This is a genomic window from Christiangramia echinicola DSM 19838 (assembly GCF_000423065.1).
In the GTDB taxonomy this organism is placed as follows: domain Bacteria; phylum Bacteroidota; class Bacteroidia; order Flavobacteriales; family Flavobacteriaceae; genus Christiangramia; species Christiangramia echinicola.
Genome location: NZ_AUHG01000011.1, coordinates 417,198 through 441,606 on the forward strand (window position 1 = coordinate 417,198; position 24,409 = coordinate 441,606).

The 24,409-nt window shown below is 35.7% G+C and carries 29 protein-coding genes and 1 tRNA gene; 13 read left to right on the plus strand and 17 right to left on the minus strand.

The genetic code is table 11. From position 1 onward, the window contains the following. Positions 1-4 precede the first annotated feature (4 nt). Together G530_RS0107020 and G530_RS0107025 are read left to right on the plus strand one after the other, a co-directional pair. Entirely contained in the window at positions 5-682 is a 678-nt protein-coding gene (locus tag G530_RS0107020; protein ID WP_026933850.1) for a hypothetical protein, read from the plus strand. Between the two features lie 198 nt (positions 683-880). After that, the gene (locus G530_RS0107025) at positions 881-1,486 is read left to right on the plus strand and encodes a recombinase family protein (protein WP_035715984.1); all 606 of its coding nucleotides are present in this window, start codon (positions 881-883) and stop codon (positions 1,484-1,486) included. A gap of 149 nt (positions 1,487-1,635) precedes the next feature. Here the strand turns inward: G530_RS0107025 and G530_RS17285 are convergent, their stop codons facing one another. The 3 genes from G530_RS17285 to G530_RS16645 all read right to left on the minus strand — a co-directional run bounded on the left by G530_RS17285 (position 1,636) and on the right by G530_RS16645 (position 4,781). Then, a complete protein-coding gene (locus G530_RS17285; RefSeq protein WP_051199727.1) occupies positions 1,636-2,979 on the minus strand; it encodes a hypothetical protein in 1,344 nt (447 codons plus the stop codon). A gap of 86 nt (positions 2,980-3,065) precedes the next feature. Next, positions 3,066-4,352 carry a hypothetical protein gene (locus G530_RS0107035; protein ID WP_156888603.1) on the minus strand — a complete coding sequence of 429 codons (1,287 nt, stop codon included), beginning with the start codon at positions 4,350-4,352 and terminating at the stop codon, positions 3,066-3,068. A 36-nt stretch (positions 4,353-4,388) separates the two neighbouring features. Next, positions 4,389-4,781: a 7(1) septoil knot domain-containing protein gene (locus G530_RS16645; RefSeq protein ID WP_240472135.1), complete on the minus strand. Its 393-nt coding sequence runs from the start codon at positions 4,779-4,781 to the stop codon at positions 4,389-4,391. A 566-nt stretch (positions 4,782-5,347) separates the two neighbouring features. Here G530_RS16645 and G530_RS0107045 point away from each other — a divergent pair. Continuing rightward, positions 5,348-5,824: a hypothetical protein gene (locus tag G530_RS0107045; RefSeq protein ID WP_026933853.1), complete on the plus strand. Its 477-nt coding sequence runs from the start codon at positions 5,348-5,350 to the stop codon at positions 5,822-5,824. Between the two features lie 20 nt (positions 5,825-5,844). On the opposite strand, the gene G530_RS0107050 is transcribed toward G530_RS0107045, so the two are convergent. Beyond that, positions 5,845-6,348: a hypothetical protein gene (locus G530_RS0107050; RefSeq protein ID WP_026933854.1), complete on the minus strand. Its 504-nt coding sequence runs from the start codon at positions 6,346-6,348 to the stop codon at positions 5,845-5,847. Between the two features lie 421 nt (positions 6,349-6,769). Between G530_RS0107050 and G530_RS0107055 the strand changes: the two genes are divergently transcribed. The 5 genes from G530_RS0107055 to G530_RS0107070 all read left to right on the plus strand — a co-directional run bounded on the left by G530_RS0107055 (position 6,770) and on the right by G530_RS0107070 (position 10,534). After that, on the plus strand, positions 6,770-7,141 hold the full coding sequence (locus tag G530_RS0107055; RefSeq protein ID WP_026933855.1) for an ArsR/SmtB family transcription factor: 372 nt from the start codon (positions 6,770-6,772) through the stop codon (positions 7,139-7,141). Beyond that, a complete protein-coding gene (merTP, locus tag G530_RS0107060) occupies positions 7,138-7,737 on the plus strand; it encodes a mercuric transport protein MerTP (protein WP_026933856.1) in 600 nt (199 codons plus the stop codon). The genes G530_RS0107055 and merTP overlap by 4 nt, the downstream gene beginning before the upstream one ends. Then, on the plus strand, positions 7,734-9,080 hold the full coding sequence (locus G530_RS0107065) for a dihydrolipoyl dehydrogenase family protein (RefSeq protein ID WP_026933857.1): 1,347 nt from the start codon (positions 7,734-7,736) through the stop codon (positions 9,078-9,080). Before merTP ends, G530_RS0107065 begins: the two co-directional genes overlap by 4 nt. Positions 9,081-9,088: 8 nt before the next feature. After that, complete coding sequence (locus G530_RS17810) at positions 9,089-9,310, plus strand: GDCCVxC domain-containing (seleno)protein (RefSeq protein WP_084519422.1); 222 nt, start codon at positions 9,089-9,091, stop codon at positions 9,308-9,310. A gap of 750 nt (positions 9,311-10,060) precedes the next feature. Next, complete coding sequence (locus G530_RS0107070) at positions 10,061-10,534, plus strand: hypothetical protein (protein WP_156888604.1); 474 nt, start codon at positions 10,061-10,063, stop codon at positions 10,532-10,534. Positions 10,535-10,565: 31 nt separating this feature from the next. Here G530_RS0107070 and G530_RS0107075 read toward each other — a convergent pair whose 3' ends face one another. Beyond that, the gene (locus G530_RS0107075) at positions 10,566-10,979 is read right to left on the minus strand and encodes a hypothetical protein (protein WP_026933859.1); all 414 of its coding nucleotides are present in this window, start codon (positions 10,977-10,979) and stop codon (positions 10,566-10,568) included. Positions 10,980-11,103: 124 nt separating this feature from the next. Here G530_RS0107075 and G530_RS0107080 point away from each other — a divergent pair, with 124 nt between their 5' ends. After that, the gene (locus tag G530_RS0107080; protein WP_026933860.1) at positions 11,104-11,511 is read left to right on the plus strand and encodes a hypothetical protein; all 408 of its coding nucleotides are present in this window, start codon (positions 11,104-11,106) and stop codon (positions 11,509-11,511) included. Positions 11,512-11,537: 26 nt separating this feature from the next. Beyond that, positions 11,538-12,290 (plus strand): SOS response-associated peptidase, encoded by a 753-nt coding sequence (locus G530_RS17290; protein ID WP_051199729.1) that lies wholly within the window; start codon positions 11,538-11,540, stop codon positions 12,288-12,290. On the opposite strand, the gene G530_RS0107090 is transcribed toward G530_RS17290, so the two are convergent. After that, on the minus strand, positions 12,282-13,319 hold the full coding sequence (locus G530_RS0107090) for a hypothetical protein (RefSeq protein WP_026933861.1): 1,038 nt from the start codon (positions 13,317-13,319) through the stop codon (positions 12,282-12,284). The two genes, G530_RS17290 and G530_RS0107090, sit on opposite strands and share 9 nt — an antisense overlap. 93 nt (positions 13,320-13,412) lie before the next feature. After that, a complete protein-coding gene (locus tag G530_RS0107095; RefSeq protein WP_026933862.1) occupies positions 13,413-14,945 on the minus strand; it encodes a phage integrase SAM-like domain-containing protein in 1,533 nt (510 codons plus the stop codon). 134 nt (positions 14,946-15,079) lie between these two features. On the opposite strand from G530_RS0107095, the gene G530_RS0107100 reads away from it, so the two are divergent. Next, the gene (locus tag G530_RS0107100; protein ID WP_026933863.1) at positions 15,080-15,346 is read left to right on the plus strand and encodes a hypothetical protein; all 267 of its coding nucleotides are present in this window, start codon (positions 15,080-15,082) and stop codon (positions 15,344-15,346) included. Between the two features lie 6 nt (positions 15,347-15,352). Next, a tRNA-Thr gene (locus G530_RS0107105) sits at positions 15,353-15,426 on the plus strand. A gap of 70 nt (positions 15,427-15,496) precedes the next feature. On the opposite strand, the gene mqo is transcribed toward G530_RS0107105, so the two are convergent. The 8 genes from mqo to G530_RS0107145 form a co-directional block, all read right to left on the minus strand. Beyond that, entirely contained in the window at positions 15,497-16,993 is a 1,497-nt protein-coding gene (gene mqo, locus G530_RS0107110) for a malate dehydrogenase (quinone) (protein WP_026933864.1), read from the minus strand. A 127-nt stretch (positions 16,994-17,120) separates the two neighbouring features. After that, positions 17,121-17,870 carry a DUF4369 domain-containing protein gene (locus tag G530_RS0107115; RefSeq protein ID WP_026933865.1) on the minus strand — a complete coding sequence of 250 codons (750 nt, stop codon included), beginning with the start codon at positions 17,868-17,870 and terminating at the stop codon, positions 17,121-17,123. Positions 17,871-17,925: 55 nt separating this feature from the next. Next, positions 17,926-19,191 carry a DUF819 family protein gene (locus G530_RS0107120; RefSeq protein WP_026933866.1) on the minus strand — a complete coding sequence of 422 codons (1,266 nt, stop codon included), beginning with the start codon at positions 19,189-19,191 and terminating at the stop codon, positions 17,926-17,928. Between the two features lie 65 nt (positions 19,192-19,256). Continuing rightward, the gene (locus G530_RS0107125) at positions 19,257-20,066 is read right to left on the minus strand and encodes a Cof-type HAD-IIB family hydrolase (protein WP_035715987.1); all 810 of its coding nucleotides are present in this window, start codon (positions 20,064-20,066) and stop codon (positions 19,257-19,259) included. Continuing rightward, positions 20,066-20,236 (minus strand): type II toxin-antitoxin system antitoxin, encoded by a 171-nt coding sequence (locus tag G530_RS17495; RefSeq protein WP_084519424.1) that lies wholly within the window; start codon positions 20,234-20,236, stop codon positions 20,066-20,068. The genes G530_RS0107125 and G530_RS17495 overlap by 1 nt, the downstream gene beginning before the upstream one ends. A 3-nt stretch (positions 20,237-20,239) precedes the next feature. After that, a complete protein-coding gene (locus G530_RS0107135) occupies positions 20,240-21,178 on the minus strand; it encodes an alpha/beta hydrolase family protein (RefSeq protein WP_026933868.1) in 939 nt (312 codons plus the stop codon). Next, the gene (locus tag G530_RS17815; RefSeq protein WP_026933869.1) at positions 21,175-21,657 is read right to left on the minus strand and encodes a hypothetical protein; all 483 of its coding nucleotides are present in this window, start codon (positions 21,655-21,657) and stop codon (positions 21,175-21,177) included. Before G530_RS17815 ends, G530_RS0107135 begins: the two co-directional genes overlap by 4 nt. A 3-nt stretch (positions 21,658-21,660) precedes the next feature. Next, positions 21,661-22,521, minus strand: coding sequence for an SPFH domain-containing protein (locus G530_RS0107145; RefSeq protein ID WP_026933870.1), 861 nt, complete (start codon positions 22,519-22,521; stop codon positions 21,661-21,663). A 121-nt stretch (positions 22,522-22,642) separates the two neighbouring features. Here G530_RS0107145 and G530_RS0107150 point away from each other — a divergent pair, with 121 nt between their 5' ends. Further along, positions 22,643-23,437, plus strand: a complete 795-nt coding sequence (locus tag G530_RS0107150; RefSeq protein WP_026933871.1) for a S1/P1 nuclease — start codon at positions 22,643-22,645, stop codon at positions 23,435-23,437. 1 nt (position 23,438) lies between these two features. Here the strand turns inward: G530_RS0107150 and G530_RS0107155 are convergent, their stop codons facing one another. Both G530_RS0107155 and G530_RS0107160 read right to left on the minus strand, forming a co-directional pair. After that, entirely contained in the window at positions 23,439-24,023 is a 585-nt protein-coding gene (locus tag G530_RS0107155) for an alpha-ketoglutarate-dependent dioxygenase AlkB family protein (RefSeq protein ID WP_026933872.1), read from the minus strand. Positions 24,024-24,025: 2 nt separating this feature from the next. Further along, a complete protein-coding gene (locus G530_RS0107160) occupies positions 24,026-24,385 on the minus strand; it encodes a DoxX family protein (RefSeq protein ID WP_026933873.1) in 360 nt (119 codons plus the stop codon). Positions 24,386-24,409 lie beyond the last annotated feature (24 nt).

Consider the following 24,409-nt stretch of genomic DNA (forward strand, 5'->3'; position numbering starts at 1 on the left):
GGATATGATATTACTTAATAAAATCTACTCGATAATTCTTCCAAATCATATTGATTATCGCTTTGAGGATTATATAGATAGGTCTGAAATCTATATCCAGGGGGAAAAGGAAGTAGATATAGAAGATTCTGATGTTGTTCTAGATTTAGATGGAGACGGAAAGAAGATTGTAGAATATAACTTCTGGAATGATATAAAAAACACCTACAGAGCCAAGATAGAAGTCCATTTCGAAGATGATAAAAATTTGGAAATTCCAAGTGTTATATTATTTGAGGCAATGCCAGATTGGGAATTAATTAGAGCTATGGCAATTCTTGACCATCTAGAGCCAGAAGTTGAATACGAATATTTCAAAGTTGGTGAAAAATATGGTTACAGTGAAAAAACAAAAACCAGGGCTGAAAACAAATTTATAAAGTCTTTTCTGGTTAAAGATGCAACAGATAAAAAATGCTCCCCAATCGATTTGGTTTATTCATTTTTAGATGATAAAACTGAAGATGAAGTGAATGATATAGTAAAAGATTACCTAGAATATTTGCTAGAGTTAAAGGAAGAAGAGTATTTTGAAGGTTTAGAATTCGAAGAAGAAAAATCAAGTGGCTATCATTCAAATGCACATTATAACGACAATTTAGATTTGGACCAACAAAACCCAGAATTTTGGGATAGCTTGTAATTCTATCTTTTTAAAAAATAAAGTCCCCAAAGAAAAGGTGACTTATGTTGGGTTTTCAATATTAGACTAGAGCTTATTTGGACTACAGAATGCAAATTCCAGATAAACGGTTTCATTACTGTTAAACTGTTCCAAAACCACCATCCTAAGCTGGCACTGGAATGATGTTATTTCTATCTTGAAATAAATCATATTATTATGAAGAAAAGAGCCAGGTACAACAGGATTTCCAGTCCTAACCAAAAACTAGAAAGACAGCTTCAACGGAATCACCCCGATGAAATTATATATAATGACGTGGTTAGTGGTGCAATCGCTTTTGAGCATCGGGACAAGGGGAAGGAATTAATAAAAGCCATTGAGGATGGTAAAGTAATTTTCGTTTCTGTTGCTGCAGTAGACCGCCTGGGAAGGAATCTATCTGATTTGATAAATACCCTGGAGTATTTTACAAGTAAGGGAGTGGTTCTTCGTGTTGACAATTTGGGTATAGAGTCAATGATAGGAGGTAAGCCAAACCCCGTATTCAAATTGATATTATCCGTATTAGGAAATGTGGCAGAAATGGAGCGGGCAAACTTGCGGGAAAGACAATTAGAAGGAATAGCTATCGCCAAAGCAAAGGGAGTTTACAAAGGGCGGGTTCGAGGTTCATCAATGTCCAAAAAAGATTTTCTTTTGAAGTATTCCCATGTTGTCAAAGAGATAAGAGCTCATGAGAATTTACCCGTAAGAAAAATAGCGAAAATTACAGAGGTTGGGGTTGGTACTGTACAGCGAGTAAAGGCGGCTCTGGAGAAATGAAGTTTTTTTATTTGTCCCTTTATGCCTAGCTATGCAAAATGGGTATTTGAGTATCAAAATATAGTTTCTAAAGATTCATCATAGGACCTTTAGATAATCTTTGTTGAATGAGAAGAATAGGATTATCAAAGAGTTAAAGAAAGTTGATATCACAATCTCAGTTCATATTTTTCTTGACCTTGTAAGGGCTGAACTATTAATTTTCCATCATAATCAAACTGATATTTGAATTTCTGTAATTCTTTTACCCCATAAGCATCTAAAATTAATAGATTCTGTTTAGTATCTAAGTCCCAGGTTCCTCCATTGCCATCAATTTTATCAGTGTATGCTCGATAACCTTCTTCGTCAAAAAATTCCAAAAAAACTTTTTCATCTGAAAACCATTTTTCAATAAAGAATTCTTTATTTATATCATTTGAAAAATACACGATGTTCCGATGAGTTGTTTCTTTTAGTATACCTTCTTCGCTATATCTTAACCTCTTAATCCAGTTATTATTACTATCATATTCATATTCGAAGGAATACTTATGAGAACTGTTGGGAGATTCTAAATTTTCGAACAGCTCTTTTCTTATATCTCCTTTTTCATTTCTTTCTAGTGTCTTTATCCATCGGATTTCCCCTTGATTATCCTTATCCGTTTGTTTAGTCACTAACCCTCCTGAATTTTCCACTTCCACGATTCCTTGAACTTCTCCATTAGGATTAAAATGCCTATATTCAGAAATGTCAGCTCCCAAATATTTATACTGAATAATTTCTATTACTCTTTTTTCTTCTACATCAAAAAATTTAGATTCAACTACCCTCTTGTTACTTATCTTATTAATAAGCTTATATAGAAGTTTATTATCACTAAATAATCTTGATTCAGTAACGTTATTATCATCATTGTAGTAAAACCTTGTAGTAGGATAGCCGATAAAATTTTTATGCAAAATCTGATAACCAAGACTGTTATATATCCGAGTATTAAGTTTTTCCCCGTTCCTGCCAAATTCATCAATTTTCCAAACTTGACCATTTAAATTATGCTGTGCTAAGTCGTTTTTTATCTCCTCGGAAAATACGTATTTATAAAAAATAATTCCTGACTGTTTTAAGGGAGCATTTGAATCGGTATTAAATTTTGTGCCTAAAGCAGCTTGTTCCGAAGGTCCTAATAAACATTTCGCCTTAGTTGTAGAGCCTTTATATCCTGGAATTGCCTTGAGAACATTTCCAGAAGTATCAACTTCGATATACACTGCTACAAGACCAGATTCACCGCATTGGGGGGTAATCTTTTCTTTATTTAATGCTCTTCTTCCAGCTAGTCTGTAATTTCCATCCCCATCTAAACCTATTCCCCCTACGGATTTAACATTTTCACTTTTAGGCAAACTTTGTCCAATAACATTACTTGTTATAAAAAAAGCTAATAAAATAAGATTTTTCCATTTTTTATTATTCAATATGTTACTATTCGACACTACCCTGTTTCTCATCTGCAGATTTAATTTGAAATTTTTAAACTTTCATTATTTTTAATTCACTATATTCTGAAATTTCAGCAAACTCATCTTATCAAAAACTACATTATAGATAAACAATCAAGGGTACATTCATGTCCTGGAACTCCATGAGCAGGGTTGACCTCTGCTCCATCAGAATCGGATTTATAATGTTGAGATTCCCTAAGGGGAGATTTTACCTTTTGAACTGGACTTACTGGAATATAATCACCAGGTTCAAAGAAATCAATTCGGTGTATAACATCGGGTCCCCAGGTATGGGTAACCCGAATATGACCAATTTCCCCAAATTTTTCTACCTTAAAATAATAGAGGTACGTGAGCACACTATTCCTCTGCCATTTCTCATTTGGTTCTCCTAAAATTTCCTCCATGTTATAGTATCCGCTGTTTAATAGAGTACCTCTAACTTCTCCGTAGTTCAAATAATCTGATTGCAAGTTTTGTTGAGTACCCAATTTCACTGTCTCCTCCTCACTATGGAATTCCTTCTGAGAATCATTTACAACATTGACATGGTCGTGTGGGTGAGAGTCATAAGGAGTTATAACAGCATTAGTTTGAGATAAATAATATTTCTTTCCTGTCCGAGGGTCTACCCCTTGTTCAGCGACTTCTATTCTTGGCCTTGAATCATAATTGCCATCTAAAATTGACTCATCAACAACAAGTGATATCGGCTCTTCCCTGGAATCCTTGTAATAGGGATTATAACTATGACGAAATTTAAAAATTTGGTAAGAGGAGCGGTTATAATCTTCTTCAGAAAAACCATACTTTTCTATAACTTCAACGTTTTTATTGTCAATTTTAAGGCTGCCTTTAGCCGCAAGTTCTACATATTCCATCCTAGGCCGCTCTGGATATTCGAACTGGTAAGTTTCACTCCAAAGGGTTCCATTTTTTTCTAAAAAATTATGGATGTCATTCCTTGCAAATTTTAATTCAGGACTTTCAGAATTGATAATAGATATTTCAACATCAATGAAATCACCAATAGGTCTCCCTTCATATATTATCCACGTTTTTATCGGTACTTCTGAATCATCAGAAAAATCTGTTACAATAAAAGTAATTTCTCCGTATTTGCTCCAGCTTTTTGTCACTTCGTCTTCTATCAAGACTTCTGATTCTTGGGTCCATCTTACAATAGAATCACTCATTAAAGCATATGCAGGTGTTTTTGTTTGTTTGTTGATTTCCCGCATTACGTAGGGTAGAAAATTTTCTAACTTTATTACCTTTATGCTATTCGACCCATCTTGAAATTTGTAGACAGGAGAATTTTCTCCAAATTGACAGCTTATTAAGATGAGTAGGTAAACAAACGATAGTGGCTTTTTCATGGAATTTTTGTTTATTTCATTACATTAAACTAAAATCTAATCCTCTATTTTTTCTAGTATATATTTCTTTTTTTCGTTAATCCATCCCGCCTGACTTTTATAATCTACAAAGTAGATTTTCAAATCTGCCTCACTTAGATATTTTACAAAGAGAATTTTCTTGTTAGCCTCACTTCTTATTTTAGTGAAGTACCAAAAACCTCTATTTCCTTTTGCTTGACTAACAATCTTTTCACGGTAAACCTTCAAATCAGCTTGTGAAGGTTGTTCTACAATGATGACCTTGAAGTCAGCATCACTGGCAAAATCCGCAATAAATAGTTTTTGGGATAAGACATCAATAACCGATACTAAACTGAACAGTAGAAAGAAGAAACCTCTCATCTTTTTTGACAATAAAACCATCTTAATCTGTTTGTCTGGACTCAAGTCGTTTTTTGTATATGTACTCAAATAGTTGAGTGAATAAAGAATCCAATTGATTGGTAAAGGATTAAAATGACTAAAGACTTTATAGTAGGGATAAGAAATTTAAAAAAAAACATCACTAAACTCTTATCTCTGAATAGAAAATCGATGTATTGTCCTGTAAATCAGTCAAAAGGTTTTTTCTAAAAAGATGGACAATTTTTCATTTAATTCGTTAGGCAAGTAATTAATACTGGCCTTTCAGAAGAAACCAGCTTTCCTCACCCCATTACCCACCGCCTCTAAGCATGCTAACTCCCATTTTTACTGGGTTTGCAACAAATATTAATTTTTTTCACCTTAGCCATCTTTCCCAGCGTTCCCCTGTCAAATGCCTTCCTTTTAGATGTAAAAAAGAACAATAAAGTTGCTTTATTCCGCTTTAGGAGAAGGAATAGTTGAAAAAAGATGTGACAACTGTTTATAACTTCGACCAGCTTTAAGAAACAATTATACTTAAATACTGGTGTAAAACTCTGTTATTTAATTAATTGTGAATATCGGAAAGCAATTAAAACCAATATGTTATGCCAATGTCAAATTCAAATTTTCAGTGGAGACCTAACGATAACGGTGCCCTTACAAATTTGCGTTATAATCTCGAAGCTAGTAAGTGGGTTCAAGCAGTGAGAAGTGCTGAATTGAGACACAAGCCTATGACTTTTAAATCATTTATAGGTGACGTGAATTTCGTTGGTAATCTTATTCAGTTGCCATTGCTGTTGATATTCATGATATTTTTGATACCGATTAGACTTATCAGGAAAATTTTTGGTTATAACATTAGAATTTTTCCAGGGGACGAACCCACGGGTAAAGTCCGAAGAGGTACATATGAGAGTGTTGATGAATTCAAAGCTCGTCTTGATGCTATTCACAAGGAATGTGAGGGTATGGGTAGAAAGCGCAAGAAGAAATGGAAAGACCCAACAGATGAAGAACAGACAATTGTTATGCTGGTTCGCCAAGAAATATCAAAAGCGAGAGCGGAAGCTAAAAAATGAGCCAACAAAATTTATTGGTTTTAATAGGGCTCTTTAATAACCACGGCAGACCCACCGCTGAACTCAATTAAGCGAATTAAAGCTTCTTCCATCTGGGGAGCCATGCCATCCTCCCAGAATTGAGAATTTAAAATAACGTAACAGCCTGGAGTATCAGAGATATTATATTCACTCAGAGATTCTGTCTCATCGAATTCTTTAATTTTGGATTTATATGGGTCAAAATAAAAGTAAATATTTGTCCAGGCTATTTTCTCCTCCGAATCATAAAACTCCTTTGTGATTTCGATTTCTTTTACATCTTTCAGATGAAATTGATGCCAAAATCCGTTATTGTCCCACAAAGTCATTTTGTAAAATAAAATTCCTTCCTCAATAAGTAGATTATTATCAATATTGATGGTCCTCTCATATTGGTTATACTGTTTTATAATCCAATCTGTGGTTTCTTCAAGTGATTGGCCATTGGAGCAAATACCAGCCAGTAAAAGAGTAATAATAAATAATTTCTTTTTTATCTTCATTTCAACTACATCAAAATATCAAATTGTGGTTCCTTCCAGCTAACCCTAAAAACTTTTATTAAATTATGACATTCAATTTAAATGATTTATTTCATTATTAATTTGGATAAAGATATAATCTTAAGGTCTCGCAGAATTAAGATTATGAATACAGTTAATTAAAAGCTCACAAGTGAAATCGGTTAATAAAAAATTAAGTAGACATCGGAATCTTACCTTTGAACTGTATCAAAAAAATTCTAAGGAAAAACGTACTACGAAAAATATCAGGAGTGGAACCACATTCCAAGGTTAAAGTACCACACTTAATAAGTAACACAGAAAACACTAAGAATTTGCTCTGGAACCCTCAACTGGGGGTAACCATACTTTTTCCAATTATATTTAAGCAATTGCTTAAATGATTTATTACTTTTGTTTTATGGAAGAAGAAAATAGCTGCATACGCAAAGAAGCAGATTTGAATCAAATCAAACGGTGTCGACAACAAATATTCGAAGCCGAAGAGGCTGTGGGCACCTTAACCGATAAGCTCTCATTAGTAAGTAACACCACCAGACTAAAGATTCTTTATGTCCTTCAGGCAGAAGAAAGATTGTGTGTCTGTGATTTAAGTGATATCCTGAATATGACCATTCCAGCAGTTTCGCAGCACTTGCGAAAGTTGAAGGATAGGGATTTTGTGAAATCAGAAAAGGAAGGTCAGACCATCTTTTATTCACTGCGAGATGACCATAGAGAACTTCTTACTCCTTTTTTTAATTTATTGAACCATCAACCTGAAGCTATATGAAAGCAGAAAATAATCTACTTGGGGTGGGGATTTTAACTGGTATCGCCAGTTCCCTTTGTTGCATAACTCCATTACTTGCTATAGTAGCTGGAACGGGAGGCATTGCAGGTGCATTTAATTGGTTGGAGCCTTTCAGGTGGCCTCTTGTAATAGTTTCATTGGTAGCTTTAGGATTCGCTTGGTATTTGAACCTAAAGGCTACACAAGATGATGATTGTGGTTGTGACACGAAATCCAAACCTTCTTTCTTCCAATCCAGAACATTTTTGGGTGGAGTAACTGTTTTTGTTGCTCTGAGTCTGGCATTCCCTTACTATGCAGAAACTTTTTATCCTTCCAATGAGAAGGAGGTTGTGTTCGTGCAGGAGAAAAACATTCAAACCATGGAATTTTTAGTAAGCGGGATGACCTGCGCTGGATGTGAGGGTCATATAAAATCCGAAGTTAACAAGCTAAATGGTATTGTCTCCTGCAAAGTATCTTACGAAGATGGTAATACAGTAGTCGAATTTGATAGTACCCACACAAACGTTGAAGAAGTAAAGACGGCAATTGAAAGGACAGGATATAAAGTCACAAAATTAGAAAGACCATGAAGAAATATGATGTTATAATAATAGGTTCAGGTATGTCGGGTATGACTGTTGCAAACAAGTGTGCTTCCAAAGGATTAAAAGTAGCTGTGACAGATGAGTTGCCTTATGGTGGAACTTGTGCTCTACGTGGTTGTGACCCGAAAAAGATAATTATTGGTGCTACCGAAGTGAGAGACTTTGCTCAACGTCTGGCAGGAAAGGGTATTAATACAGTTCCTGAAGTTGACTGGAAGGACATTATGGCGTTTAAACAGGAATTTGTAGATGCAATGCCTGAAAAAATTGAAAAAGGATACAAACACAATGGTATTGACACCTATCACGGTGCTGCTCGCTTCATCGGTAATGATTCAGTCGAAATTGCATCGGAAATTTTAAAGGGAGGCAAAATTGTCATTACCACTGGAGCAAGGCCCCGCCAGTTCAAATTTGATGGTGGTCACCTTGCATTGACAAGTACAGATTTTTTAAATTTGAAGGAGCTGCCGAAATCTTTAATCTTCATTGGTGGTGGATACATTGCCTTTGAGTTTGCACACATAGCTAAACGATGTGGAGCTGAAGTAACAATCATACATCGGGGACCTCGACCTTTGGAGAATTTTGATAAGGATATAGTTCACCATTTGTCGGAGGCTACCAGGAAACTTGGAGTAAGATTGGTGCTGGACACCAACGTCACGGGAACCAAACAAGACACAAAAGGTTATACGGTAGTTGGAGAAACAAATGGTTCCAAAACAGAGTTTACAGCTGAAGCTGTTTTCAACAGTGCGGGAAGAGTACCTCATATTGATGACTTGAACTTAAAGGCGGCATCTGTTAATTATAATAAGAAAGGAGTTGAGGTCAATAACTTCTTACAAAGTATCTCAAATCCATCCATTTATGCTGCTGGTGACGCTGCTGATACCGATGGGCTTCCATTAACCCCAGTAGCTGTTTATGAAGGTCATGTCATTGCTTCTAATATATTAAAGGGTAATAATAAGAAACCAGAATATCCACCGATGCCGTCAGTTGTCTTTACCCTGCCATCTGTGGCTGCGGTAGGTTTAACAGAAGTGGAAGCGGAGAAAGCTGGATTAAATATTAAAGTGAACAGTAAAGCGGTTCCAGAATGGTTCAATGCTAAACGTCTTAACGTTCAGGAATATGCTTATAAAACCATAATAGACACTGATAAAGGTACTTTGGTGGGAGCTCATCTCATTGGTCCAGGGGTAGAAGAAACGATTAACTTTTTCTCACTTGCGATATACAAAGCCATACCAGTACGAGACTTAAAGAAAATGATTTATGCTTATCCCACAATGGGTTCGGATATCACATCAATGTTATAATTATACCTATGGAAACTATTTTAAAATCTATTTTGACATGCCCTCGTTGCAAGGATGCCAGGGAAGAAATTATGCCCACAGATGCTTGTCAATTCTTTCATGAATGCTCCAGTTGTGGAACCATCATTAAACCGTTGGAGGGTGACTGCTGCGTGTTTTGTAGTTACGGTTCTGTACTGTGTCCACCGATTCAGGAAGCACGGTCATGTTGCAATTCCAACGGAGGATAGCCTCTTAGGATTCAGCTTGTAAATTATTTGAAACTTGCTTTTTAAGAGCATTTAAAGACACGGATGACCTGGCAAGAGCTTGGTCTTTCTTTTTTCACCTATTCAGCTATTTTACTGTTTCACCTATCAGTTACTGAACCTGGTCCAGACACAATCTTGCCAAAGCCATTGCATCATCGATAATTAATTCAGCTTCATTATCAGAGACATCCTTATATCTATCAAATTTTCTACTTGGAATCACATCATAACCTATTTATCAGTAGCATCCTATTAATCCAAATTGAAATATTATTCCCCTTGATAGTAGGCTGAGTTAGATAGATGTAATAAAAATAATATCGATTGGCCCCTATGGGTGGGCGGTAGGTAGAAGGAAGATTTCATTACTCACTAGTGCTCTTTAAGGTCTTTTACATCGATGCGACATTATTTGATATCCTTTTCGAATGGTAAGCTGCATTTTAGTGCTTTCCCCTATCACTCCATTTGTTCCAACACTGCGATATGACTGAGATTCCACATAATTATCCTTGATAATAGGTTTAGCTCCTTTCTCAGTGGGGCCCTGTCAATACTAGGCACCTTTAGTACGAAAAAGGATAGTTAAATAGATTGTAATAACACGTTTTTGACTTTATTATTAGAACATATATATCTGACAGATAATTAAGAAAATTTTATCTCCAAAAACTGGTATAAAATATTGATTAATAGTTAATTGATGGTAGTTTCTTTAAACCGATGATTATGCCATTATCAAATAACAAATTTACCTGGAGACCTAACGATAATAGTTCGTTGACGAACCTTAGATACAATTTGGAAGCGACCAAATGGGTAAGTGCAGTAAAAAGTGCTGAAACCAAACTCAAAAAGCCTACTGCGAAGAGTATAAAGTGGGATTTGGGTGCTGTGGGCATGTTTATTTCTATCCCCCTGTTGTTGCTATTATTCATTTTTTTGATTCCTCTTCAACTAATTAAGGTTGTGTTTAGATACAACATTAAAATATTTCCAGGTGACCCACCAACGGGCAGAATTCTTACTGATAGAGAGAAATTTGATAAGAGGCTTGCTGAAATAAAAAATAGACATTCTTCAAAAGTATTTCAGATAAAACCTACACATGAAATGACACAAGAAGAAATTGCTGACTTGGTTGCTTATGTTAAGGAGGAAACAGCGAAATCCAAAGCGATAACTTATAAGACGTGTAAATAATCATTATTAGCCACATCAGCTTATCCACATTTTATTCTATATGATACCTGGTAATTAGTGGTTCCTCCCCACGGTCATTGGTTATAGTTCTGGCAATTACCTCAACCTTTCTATCTTCATTAGTAATTATATCCCACTGCGCATTTACCCTCACACCATCGAATATCAAATATGTCATATAAGAAGTTATCATATTCTTTCCAACTAACTGCATATCCATCACACCCCCAACTAAATCCCATATTTCCATATCTGTATCACCTTCATTTCTAAATGTTTTTAATACAATTACATCAGCTTTCAACACTATTTCCCTATGTATATTTTTAAAGAATTCGCCATCAGCAGGTGTGGTAACATATTCAGTAAGTGGGGAAGTGAATATAGCATCCTGGGCATTAACCATGCTGCCAACCATCATTAGAAAAACAATATGGTATTTCATATGATAAATATAATTCTAATTGTATATCGCTGATATATAAATCATTAAAATTTAACTTGGATAAAATCCATTAATATGGAAATATTCCATATATTAGCATAATTGAAATTTTAGATAGTTTATTATGAAGCGATTGGATATTACTTTAGATTTTGAATCACCCTTACAAATTGAAAATCAAACTACAAGTTCATTTGATTGGGCTGACTTATATCAACCCAAATCAAATATCACGTTTGGTGGTGAGGTATTTATTATCCCGCAGGATTCTGATTGTGACATTATGCCCGCTCATTACAGTGATGAACTGCCTTACGGGGAACTTATGAAAGCAGTTATTCTTTGCAACAGATATACCCTCAATGGTGTGGAATACAGGTTTAATAAACTAATTGGGATTGAAGGGTATTGCGTGGATTACGGGGGATGCAACAATTACTATGTAGCACCGAGATTTAGGGATAAGGAGCCTGCTGTCATTCCACCAATGATGGTTCATGACTTTATAGATAAATACAAAAATGCTTCGTAAATTGTTAAGTCATAATAGAGAATAGTATGTGTTATAAAGGAAGTATTAGCAAAGAAGAAGCAAAAATTGATTATCTGCAAAAACAACAGGATAAATCTAAAAAAATTAGGATACCACATAAGTCTTACCATTTCAATGCTTTTTCAAATCCTATTATAAATATTGTTGCCCAGGATGAACCGAATATAATTAGTGAAGCTACATGGGGATTAATACCTTTTTGGGGCATGAGTGACCCCAAAAAATTCTTATCAGGAAAGCAATATACCAACAATGCAAGAGGAGAAGATTTATATGAAACCAAATCCTATAAGAATTACGTTCCCAAACATAGATGTGTGATTTTGTTTGATGGTTTCTTTGAGCCCCACCATTATGATAAAAAGCAAAATCAGCCCTATTTCTGCTATATTCCCGAAACATCTGACGGTGATTATAAGAATAGAGAGTTGCTATCAATTGGTGGTATTTATAGCATTGTGGATGACCACTATTATGTAAGTTTGGTTACCACTGAAGCCAATGATTTTTTTGCTGAAGTTCACAATAACAAGAAAAGGATGCCACTAGTCTTGGATAATAATTTGGTAAAGGAATGGATTTCACCCGACCAGTCTAAAAGTGTAATTGATGATTTAGTAAGAACGGGGTTTACATCTAAAGAATTCAAGGCCCATCCCGTAAGCAGCGATATTTATAAAACAGATTTTCATAGGGATGGACAAGAGGTGATTGAGCCAGTTAAACCGATTCAAGATATATTTAATACTCTATTTTAAAGCTAAGGTGCCAGTTATGAAGTAATTTGGTTTACTTCCTTGTCCGTTTTGATAATTCCAATCAACGCTGACACTTAAAAATGATGGTACATTAAATTTTCTAAACTTACCTTCTCTTACCTTTCCTTCTCCATCGTAATCTTCAATCTTATCAGCCAAAAGAGGTTGACCAAGAAAACCTATGGCAATACCACCATTTAATATCGGCTTTTGATTTGAATCAACTAAATAACTTGCATAGGGTATGGGGGCTAATGTTGGAAACCATTCGAAATCATAATCAGGTACGAATGGTAAAGAAAATGCAAGTTGAACATTTCTTACAGTTTCATCTATCATACCAAACTTTCCATCAAATGATTTGTTACTAGTAATGACATAATTATTAATTGTTGAAAAATTATCACTTTGTATGTAATTCTGTAATTCTGATTTGTTATAATCAATGATATTTCCTGTCAAGGTTATAGTAGGTACTAGACCTCCTTTTAATGCATAATTGTTTTTGTAAAACCAAAAATACCAACTATGCCCAATATTAGCTGTTAAGATAGATGGAGTTGCTTTGGAAATGTTTGAAGTTGAATTTTCGATACTATTAAATTTGTCATATTTATATGTAATTGAAATTGTATTTGCTTGCAATTTCAGTGGATTTTTTTCATTGTCATCATTTAAAAACACTCTGTCAAAACCGTGCTGAAATCCTAACCCAAACAGTAAACCGTTGTTGTTCTCAAAATCGAAGTTATTTAGAGAAAAGAAATCTTTTGTATTTGTAAGACCGAACTTAAAAAAGATAGCATTGTTTTTAATAGCAGACCTTGTATCAGATTTTGAATAAATCCATCCACGTTCCCAGTCAAAGAGTTTAATGTCCAAGGAGACTTTTCCACCGTCTAGATTAACACGTTTCTTTTTTGCATCATAGAATTCAGCAATCACCTTTTCATTACTGTTCTTCACTTGTGCGGTCAAATCAATTGTTGGAAAAATAAATATTGCTATGATTAAAATAAAATTTTTCATAATGGTTAGTTTTATGATTTACAATATCTTATAAAAGTAAATTTTAAGCAATACCCATGACAGGGTATAATACCCCTTTTGAAAACCATTTTCTTAAAATAACATATTTCCCAAAAAGTCACTTATTTGTGAATCAAAATGCCCTGAACGTCTTCTATACTTTTCCGTTGTGCCCAGGGAAGCATGGGTAAGGTATTCTGATGTTGCATGGGTGGTGGCACCATTCTCAAATAGCATTTGTGATGCTGTATGTCTTGCTACGTGTGATGTGATATTGGTATCTATCTTAGCAAGCTTCTGTATTTTTTTAAGGGTGGCAGCATTATTTGATGATATACTATTATACCTTTTAGTTTCTGCTTCATCCCAACGTTTATTATCAGGTCCTAATTTAGCATTGTTACCAAAATCCCATACATATACATCGGGATACTTCTTGATAGCCACTTGTATTTGATAACTAAGATATCCCATGCGTTGTTGTATCAGGGAATCCCTTTTTTCAATGAGCCTTAGCTTTTTATTGTTATCCTTTTGAATATCCTTGATGGTTCTACCTGAATCTAAAATTTCTATAAGTACACCATTGGGGATATCTTCAATTTTGTTATGGGTATCAGGTGTTCTATCTATTTGGATTTGATAATGTTTTATATCCTTATCCAATTGCTTTACCTTAAGTGGTATGAATTCATTGTTATTAGGCAGTTGTTTGATAAGTAGTTCCATTAGTGACATGGGGAACATCCTAAGGAGTCTTGTTTCTGATTTGCTAGTATAAACATCCATTCCAACGCCTTTATCATTGTATATCAAATCCCCCCATTTTAGCATGACCACATCCATGAACCTGAATGCACCCCAGAATTGAAATAGCCATGCCCGTTGCGTGTGATTGTATCTATCATGGGTATCTTTGCGGGCACCCTTTATTTTCATATTATAAACATTGAGTATTTTGAATCTATGAAATTCATCTTGGGATAGGTAGGTATTTTTGAATTTCTCTTTAAGACGTTTGATATATTTGAAGGGATGTGTTTGTGGTTCTTTGAAGGAACAATCAGGATTTTGCAGTGCATCATTATAGACGGCTTTGATTCTGTTTATATAGGTATTGGTGGTGGATTCTTCCAATGATTTTCTTAGCCATGTTTGGTAATCCTTTACTAATGTGTGGGTGATATCCTTGAATGTGATGGAATGCATTTCTTTGGATTCAAGGAACTCTTGAAATTTATTCAAACCTGCAACATCATTATTTTTGGTGATATTATTAAATCTTTGGTCTTTTCTTTTATATCCATATTTAAAGAAATTAAGGTGACCGCCTGTGATTTTGGATTCTTTTTTTAGGGTTAACTCATTGGGGGTGAGTCCTAATAGTTCAGCTTCTAATTGAACCTTGAGCTTGTGTATTTGTTCATTGATTTTTTTGTAGTTGGGTTCTGTAGTTTTCACCCAATTTTTTTTGTTATCAGAGTGATTGGGATTCCAATTTTTCTTTTTAATTTTGGCCCGCTTTACTGTGGTTCTTGATAGGGGATATTTCCCACCATCATGAACATTGATGTAAATGTAAAAATGTTCTTTGTCAGCACTTCTTGTTTTTACGGTTATTTCCATTGGATATCTAAATTACCTGATTTTGTGTGGTATAAAGATATATATTTGGAACTTACCACACAAAGGAAGTCTGTAAAGCACTATAAAACAACAGGTTATGAATAAATAATATTCGCAGCCGAAATTTATTGATAATGGCGAGTAAAAGATTGCTTAAAAAAGATGTGAATTATGTAATGGGGGACATCATTGATGCTGCCTATATTCACCAAATGGCTAATCCAAAAGAAGACCCGGCGAAATCTGAGGCGATCGTAGATGAGGCTATCAAAGAATATGATGAATTGATCACTAAGATCAACCGTCGTGATGTTGAAAATAAACAGAAACATTTTAAGGAAGTTCAGGCAGATCTTGAGACTAAAGCAAAAGCTTTGATCGAGAAACTGAACGCGCTTTAATAAGTTGCCGATGTAGCTCAGCTGGCTAGAGCAGCTGATTTGTAATCAGCAGGTCGTGGGTTCGAGTCCCTCCATCGGCTCTTAATAAAAAGCCTCTCCGTAAGGAGGGGCTTTTTTTATTGATATAAGTTCTATTGAAATTTATAAATATCAATGCAGAGCTTCGAGATTCAGGATTTTTGAAGTTCTTTCCTGAACTCGCTTAAAACGTTTTTCATCTGTACGAACATCACTGTTCCAGAAGGGGATCATTATTTCCAGTTTTTCCTGTAGCAATTTTGATTCTAACTTTTCCGGAAATGCAATTTTTAGAACTTCCAACATAATATTAACCGCAGTTGAAGCTCCAGGGGAAGCGCCCAATAAAGCAGTGATCTTCCCATCTCTACTATGTACTACATCTGTCCCGAACTCAAGAACGCCTCCCTGTTCCTCGTCTTTTTTAATGATCTGGACTCTTTGCCCCGCTACTTTTAATTCCCAATCTTCAGGTTTTGTATTTTTTATAAAAACCTTCAAATCATTGATCCTGTCTTTATGATCCATTTTCACCTGCTCTATCAAGTAGGAAGTTAGCGGCAGGTTATGCCAGAAAACGCCCCACATAGACGGTATATTACCAAGGTTAATTGATTTGGGAAGGTCAAGAATAGAACCTTCTTTTAAAAATTTTGTACTGAAACCTGCAAAGGGGCCAAATAACAATTCTTTCTTTCCATTTATATACCTGGCATCCAGGTGAGGTACAGACATGGGCGGAGCATCTACGCCTGCTTTACTATATACTTTGGCGTGGTGCTTTTCAATAATTTCCCGGTTATTACAAAACAGCCATTGGCCACTCACTGGAAAACCTCCGTAGCCATCTTTTTCCGGAATTTCTACTTTTTGCAGAAGTGATAATGCACCTCCGCCGGCACCAATAAAAATATGTTCGGCATCATAATAATTTATTTCCTTGGTTTGAAGATTTTCAACTTTGGCTGACCAATCTTCAGGACCATCAGGATCTATGTCCAGAACTTCATGTTCTCTTAAAACAGGTACCTCAAATTTCTTCTCTAGAATTCTGAAATAATGTTCGGTAAGAGAACCAAAATTAACACCGGTACCCAGATCCATTCTTGTTGCAGCCATGATCTCATCTTCAGTCCGGTTCTCCATGACAAGTGGAAACCATTCTTTTAGTTTTGAATGTTGATCTGAAAACTTCATCTCTTCAAACATAAAATGAGAAGTCATTGCTTCATACCTTTGCTTTAGAAATTCCACGTCTTTTTTTCCACGTACCCAGGCGTGATGAGGTATAGAGTGAATAAAGCTTTGTGGATCTTTAATTAAATCTTGTGAAACCAGGTAAGACCAAAATTGTTTGGATTTTTCAAATTGCTGAAATACATCTAAAGCTTTAGATATATCAACCTTACCATTTTCATCCTGAGGTGTATAGTTTAGTTCACAAAATGCAGAATGGCCAGTACCAGCATTGTTCCAGGCTTTAGTGCTTTCCTCGGCAACAGAAGGGAGTCTCTCAAAAATTAATATTTTAAGTTTTGGATCGCAGAGCTTAAGAATGAGGGCAAGAGTGGCACTCATGATTCCGCCACCTACGCAAATAAGATCATAATCTTTATTCGTCTTATTCATATTTTTGGGTTTTCCCTCAATATAGATAAAGCAAAAGCTAAATTGACCTAACAAAATATTAAGAAGCTGTTATAAATGAAAAAAGGAGCTAAATGAGCTCCTTTTAATTATAAGTGTAAAACCTGGTTTAGGAATTTTCCTCCCCAGATTGGTCTTCAACTTTTTCTTCAAGCTTCTCCTGTTTTCTACGTTCCTTTAAGAAATCTTTAAGTTCCTCACCATATTTAGATTTTTTAACCTTGGGAGCAAGGGAAGTGTAGATAGTATCAAGATATTTAATATTTGCATCGAAAACTTCTGAAAGAGCGAGGTAAGGTGCTATTTCATGATCTTTATTATTGATTGCAAAATTAACGGTATAGAGATACTTTCTTTTAAGAAGTCTATCATACTTTTTATCGATCTCCATCAGTTTTTCTTCATCCTCAGCCTTTTCAGCTTCAAAACTATCTTTGATAAGGTCGAGATTCTGATCATTAAATCTACTGATCATTTTACGGTACTCCATCAGTTTCTCCTGGTTAACCGAACCAACGATTTCTGCACTGGTTTCAAATTTATCAAGTTTCGTCTTGATGCTTACCTCTCCTTTATCTGCGAAAAAATCTATACGATCATCGTATCTGTTATTGTCAACCTTTTCAAGATACAAATACATGATCTGCGGGCTTTCAATATAGGTTTCCATACGAAAGCCAGGGTCACCATTTATAATTACAGAATCTACATTTACCAATAAGGTATCCCTTATCTTTTGAAGATATAAAGTGCCCTTTTTCAGGCCTTTAATCTCTCCGCTTACGATAAGGTTGCTTTCTTTCTCAGAACAAGCTGTGATGCTTATTAAGATCACTAAAAGAAGAGCTAGTTTTTTCATTTTTGAATTCAGATTTTAAAGGGAGCGCAAATATCTTATATTTTTCTGTTTATTACTAACTGCCGGCGGCTATTTGCATTAAAATTGTACACAGGATCGCGCCATAGGTTCCCACAACATATCCAAACACAGCGAGGAGCACTCCAACAGTAGCAAGTGACGGATGGAAAGCGGCAGCCACAACCGGTGCAGATGCAGCACCTCCTACGTTTGCCTGACTTCCTACAGCCAGGAAGAAATAAGGCGCTTTTATTAGTTTTGCGGTAGAGATAAGAACAATTACGTGGATCAAGATCCAGATAAGGCCAATCCCTAATAACCCCGGATTTTCAAATATCTTACCCAGATCCATTTTCATACCTATAGTTGCTACTAGTATGTAAATGAAAATACTTCCAATCTTACTGGCCCCTGCACCTTCATATTTTTTCATTCTAGTAAATGAAAGTATGATACCAATAGCCGTGGCAATGGTGATCATCCAGAAGAATTGAGAAGAGAAGGAGGAGAGCGCGCTTTTAGAATCACTGAAGATTTCAAAATTCGCCAGCAGATATTCAGACATACCATCTGCACCCCAGTGAGCAAAACCTACTGCTCCAAAAGCCAGGGCTAACATGATCATAAAGTCTGGTAAAGTAGGGTTTCTAACTACGCTTTCAGCATAAGAACTAACTTTTACTTTTAATTCTTCAATAGCAGAATTATCTGCCTTAAGCCATCTATCTATTGAATCATTTTTTCCTATCCCCATTAATATTATTGCCATCCATAAATTCGCTACTACGATATCTACAAGTACCATCCCGCCATATAATTCTGGGTTGTATTCATAAATTTCCAGCATAGCTGCCTGGTTAGCGCCACCACCAATCCAACTTCCTGCAATGGTAGATAAACCTCTCCATATCGCATCTGGACCAATCCCTCCTAAAGTTTCAGGGGAAATAAAAGACATGATAAGTATGGCTAAAGGACCACCCAGTACAATTCCAATAGTTCCGGCAAAAAACATGATCAGGGCTTTGGGGCCAAGATTAAATATTGCTTTAAGGTCTATACTTAGGGTCATCAAAACCAGTGCGGCGGGTAGAAGGTATCTACTTGCAACAAAATATAGTTCAGAGGTACCATCATCAATCCATCCTAAAGAATTGAAAATTGCGGGAATAAGATAGCACATCAATAAGGCCGGTACGATCTTATAAAATTTTCCCCAAAAACCTTCTTTTTTAGATGAGGTGTAAAAAACGAAGCCCAATGCGAGCATTAAAAGACCAAAGACTATTGCGTCATTAGTGAATAGAGTATTTTCTTCCATAAAAATTTGACTAGGTTGCCGGCAAAATACAATTTTTATGTTTCCAACTCCAAGGCGGGACTCACTTAAATTTTAAGTAATTCTGAAATGCTTTTTGCAACCCCATCTTCTTTACCTGAGGAGGCTATCATATGTGCAATTTCAAGAACTTCAGGCTTAGCATTACCTACGGCAATTCCCATACCTACTCCCTTAAGCATTTCTATGTCATTGTAATTGTCACCAAAAGCCATGCTTTGAGAAAGTGGAAGGCGAAAATGATTATCCAGGAGATGTTTTACCGCAGTTAATTTGGAAATTGAGCGGGGTGCAATTTCAAGATAAGAAGGTTTAGACCTGTATAAATGGAGATCTTCAGCGTAATTTTCTAAAAGGAAATTTCTGATCTTATCTATGTTTTCCTCTTCACCCATAGCCATTATTTTATGTGCGCCTTTTTTTTCAATTTTCCATTTTTCGATAACATTGCTATTGCTTTCAAATTCTGGATATACCTTAGTATTATTAATCTCTCTCCTCGTCCAGAAATCATTCTGGGGAACATACCATTCATCATTATGAAATAAACTTAAATGTACCTTAAGATCCTGATTGAAATTTGATAACTGTTGAAGTAACTCAATAGGGATTTCTGTAGAACTAACCGCTTTGCCATCTATAAGGATCAAGCCTCCGTTATAACTGATAAGTGGCAGATGCTCAATATTCATCTTTTGTTGTAGATGCCTCATGGCAGCCGGCATCCTGGAAGAAATTAGAATGAAGGGTATACTGGAATCATTAAGTTTCTTTATAGTTTCTAAGGTGTATTCTGAAAGGTCTCTTTCGGCATTAAGTAAAGTGCCATCAATGTCTGAAAATATTATCTTGAACATTATTCTTCCTGCTTTTTATTTTTAGGGTGTCTTTTAGCATCTTTTAGGGCCTGGTTTAGCATCCACTCGATCTGCCCATTGGTACTTCTAAACTCGTCAGAAGCCCATTTTTCAATAGCTTTTAGCATATCTTCATCTACTCTTAAGGCGAATGCTTTTTTCTTGCCCATAATTTACTCAAGTTCTTTGATAAAATCGGTGATTACCGGGATCAATTCAGGATGTAACGGCCTGTTAGGTTCATTATATGCTTTTGTATTTACCAATCTATCTTCAGTTTTGATCTCACGAAATATGTGATTCATATTCTCAAGGATCACCAATTGTGCATCTTCATTAGCCGTTTTAAGCATATGGGCTTGTTCAACCTCTACCTGGATATCTGCTGAACCGTTTATTATCAAGATTGGTATATCCAGATCTGCTATCTCTTTCGCCGGGTCATATTGCATCCAGTTGTACATATAAGGTTGAGCGCTAGATCTGAATAACGATTCCAGCATTGGGTTGTAATTGGTCGTTTTGCCCTTTTCTCTTATTTCATTAAAAGCAATCCTGGCATTTTCACCCAACTGTGGAGCCATTTTGTTAACCTGATCTACGATAATATTATCTATTGGTTCACCAGCACCGGCAAGAGAAATATAGGCGTCTGCGTTTTCTTTAGCGGCAAGAATTCCAACTAAAGAACCCTGACTGTGGCCGGCAAAAATTAGATTGTCAAATTCATCTTTTTCCTCAAAATAGTTCAGTACACTCACTGCATCCATAATAAGATCATCAAATTTCAGGTCCTCTTCTTTAATTTTTAACTCCTCCATTTTAAGGACTCTTTTATCATATCGAAATGAAGCAATTCCATTGGCTGCCAGTTCACGAGCCATCTTTTTCATCCCATCATTTTTCATCATGGATTGATTGCCGTTTCTATCTGTAGGACCAGATCCCTGGATAAAAATGATAAGGCTTTCTGCTTCTCCAGATTTAGGAAGAGTCAGCGTTCCATCAGTATATTTGCTGATAGAAATCTCTTTTTCACTATAATTAACCTCCTGGTTAAAACCATAATAGCTAATAAATAGGAATGTAATTCCAATTAATATTTGTTTCATATTTCATCTTTATTGTCCTGGTAGCGTTTAATTACCTTTTGCGCTTCTTCAGGTTTATTAGTTCCTATCAGAAATTTCTTGTCATCTTTGGTTACAATTTGTATGCCTTTGTTTCCAGAGACATTATAGGCCTTAGCTGTGCCAAATCCTCTAACACCCCAGCCGCCAAATTCAGAGATTGCCGAATATTTTCTTACGTAACATTTACTAATTTCATTCCAGTGATAATGTCGTTTGAATATTCTGAAAGGAGTAAATTCTGCAGTGATCCCGTTCCTGTCTATTCTGGTTTCAAGTTTAAGAACCAGAAACATAACTATAATTAAGAGTACCGGGATAAATCCTATTAAATTCCATTGAATATTATTAAAAGATCCTCCGATACTGAATAAGGGAATCGAGCTTATGAGAAGTGTGATAACAAGGAGTGCCCAAAGCCACCACTGTTTGAAAGCCTGAATTTCAGAAAATACACGCATACATTAATGATTTAGTGTCCCTGCATTTACAACCGGTGTAGCATCTTTATCTCCACATAATACAACCATTAAATTACTTACCATCGCAGCTCTTCTTTCGCCATCAAGGTCTACAACTTGTTTCCTGCTTAATTCATCCAATGCCATTTCTACCATACTTACTGCACCTTCCACGATTTTATGTCTGGCAGCAACTATGGCTGTTGCCTGCTGTCTCTTAAGCATTGCACTGGCAATCTCATTTGCATAGGCTAAATATCCAATCCTGGCTTCAAGAACTTCTATCCCAGCGATATTTAAGCGTTCTTCCAATTCCTTCTCCAGGGCATCACTAACTTCATTAACACTGGATCTTAGTGTAATATCTTCATCCAGCCCTTCATCAGCAAAATTATCATAAGGGTAAAGACTGGCAAGTTTTCTTACGGCAGCATCGGTTTGTACTACCACGAAATTTTCAAAATTGTCCACATCAAAAGAAGCTTTGAAGGTGTCCATTACCCGCCAGACGAGAATTGTGCTAATCATGACAGGATTCCCCAGCTTGTCATTTACCTTAAGACGTTCACTGTCAAAATTTCTTGCTCTTAAGGAGATCTTCTTTTTTGTATAAAATGGATTCACCCAGAATAATCCGTTTTGTTTTACAGTTCCTTTATAATCACCAAATAATAATAAGACTCTGGATTCATTGGGATTTACAAGAATGAGCCCGGGCAGGATGAAAAACGCAATTAAGACTCCAAGGGCCATTATTGGATTACCGGTAGTTAGAATTGCGATTACACTGCCTATTAATAATATTAGAAATGCAAATAACATTACGTAGCCATTAAATGGCTTGCTTAATTTTTCCTGTGTCATGATTGAAAATAATATGATATTAAAATGATATCATAAATATATAATATTAAATTTTAATATTCTGTATTCTTAACAGTTATTTTTTCCGGGCTTCTTTATATTTGCCGGAAATACTAGATAAATGAAGAATTTCTTAATTGCCGCAGTTATAATGTTATCAACGAATATTGTTTCTGCTTCCAACGGTGACTGGGGTAAAACCGGTCATCGAGCTACTGCTGAGATCGCCGAAGGTCATTTGAGCGATAAGGCTAAAAAAGCTATTAATGAACTTTTAAATGGTTATGGTTTGGCATTCGTTGCCAATTATGCCGATGATATAAAGAGTGATCCTGCATTTAGACAATATGGGCCATGGCATTATGTGAATATTGAACCAGATGCTGAAGAGTATGTTTTAGAAGAAGCTAGTGATAGAGGTGATCTTGTCCAGGCAATTAGAAAATGTATCGAGGTGTTAAAAGATAAGAAAGCTCCACAGGAAGATAAAGAATTTCATTTAAAAATGCTTGTTCATTTCGTTGGAGATCTTCACCAGCCTTTTCATACCGGGCATTCTGAAGATAAAGGTGGAAACGATATACAGGTTCGTTGGTTTAATGACGGTTCCAATATTCATCGGGTGTGGGATAGTGAAATGATAGATTTCTACCAGATGAGCTATACAGAACTTGCATTAAATACAAAGGAACTTTCTAAAAAGGAGATCAAGAATATCCAGAATGGGAAATTACTGGATTGGGTATATGAATCCAGAGCAATGGCAGAAGATCTATATGCAGGGGTAGAAAATGGTGAGAAATTGGGTTATTCTTATATGTACAAGCATATGCCAGCTGTTCTGGACCAGTTGCAAAAAGGCGGTTTACGTCTGGCCAGGATCCTGAATGATATTTACGGGGAGAAAAAATCTTGATTTAGTAGATCTTTCTGAAAGTAAGATTTATTCTGGGGCGTACTGTTTGCTTGGTTTTAGGAAGTTGATGTTTCCAAAACTCCTGAGTAGGCCCTTTCATAACTAAAAGGCTGCCGTGATGCAGTTTTATTTTATACCTAGCCGTTTGGTCTTTTTTGTGCTTTAAATGAAATATTCTTTCTGTTCCAAGACTAACGCAGGCTATTACGGGTTCCTTTCCCAATTCCTTTTCGTCATCAGAGTGCCAACCCATACTGTCTTTACCATCTCTATATAAATTGGCCAGGCATACATTATAATTAGTATTACTAATTTCTTCGCAGAGATCTTTAATCTCAATTAGCTCCTGTGTAAAAGGTTCAGGTGTCATTTCCAGTCCGGAATAAGTGTAATTTTTTCCAGATTCTCCAAATAGTGTGGTTAAACGCGGTTGAAATATTTCGCGACCAAAAAGCTTTATTTTCTCATGCCGCCAGCTATTTAGCTGTAGCAACTTTTTGAGATATTCATTAGCTCTTATTTCTTTCAGAAAACCCTGATAATATTCAATTTCAGCATTTTTTAATTGGATAGTATGTTTTTTCATCACTAATATTTAAGATAATACCAGGCCCACCAGATCAAAACAAATTGAAGGATTATTCTTACAATTAAAATCCATTTCGGAAAGCCTGCTCCGGCCTTTTTGGAAGAAAGCATATAGAAGTGTACCAGGAAAAATATGCATAACATTAATATTAATCCATATATGGCCAGGTCTTTTGTAGCCGGCAGAAGAAGGCCAATACCCAGAACTATTTCTGCTAAACCGCTTATGTAAACTAATGGTTTATGAACCGGGAGGTAGCGCGGCATCACACGCATATACATTTTTGGTTTTATAAAATGAAAAAATCCTGCGATTATATACATCGCAGACATGAAATAAAGATGCCAGGGATAGGTCATAGAGTAATTTTCGATGAAGATAAT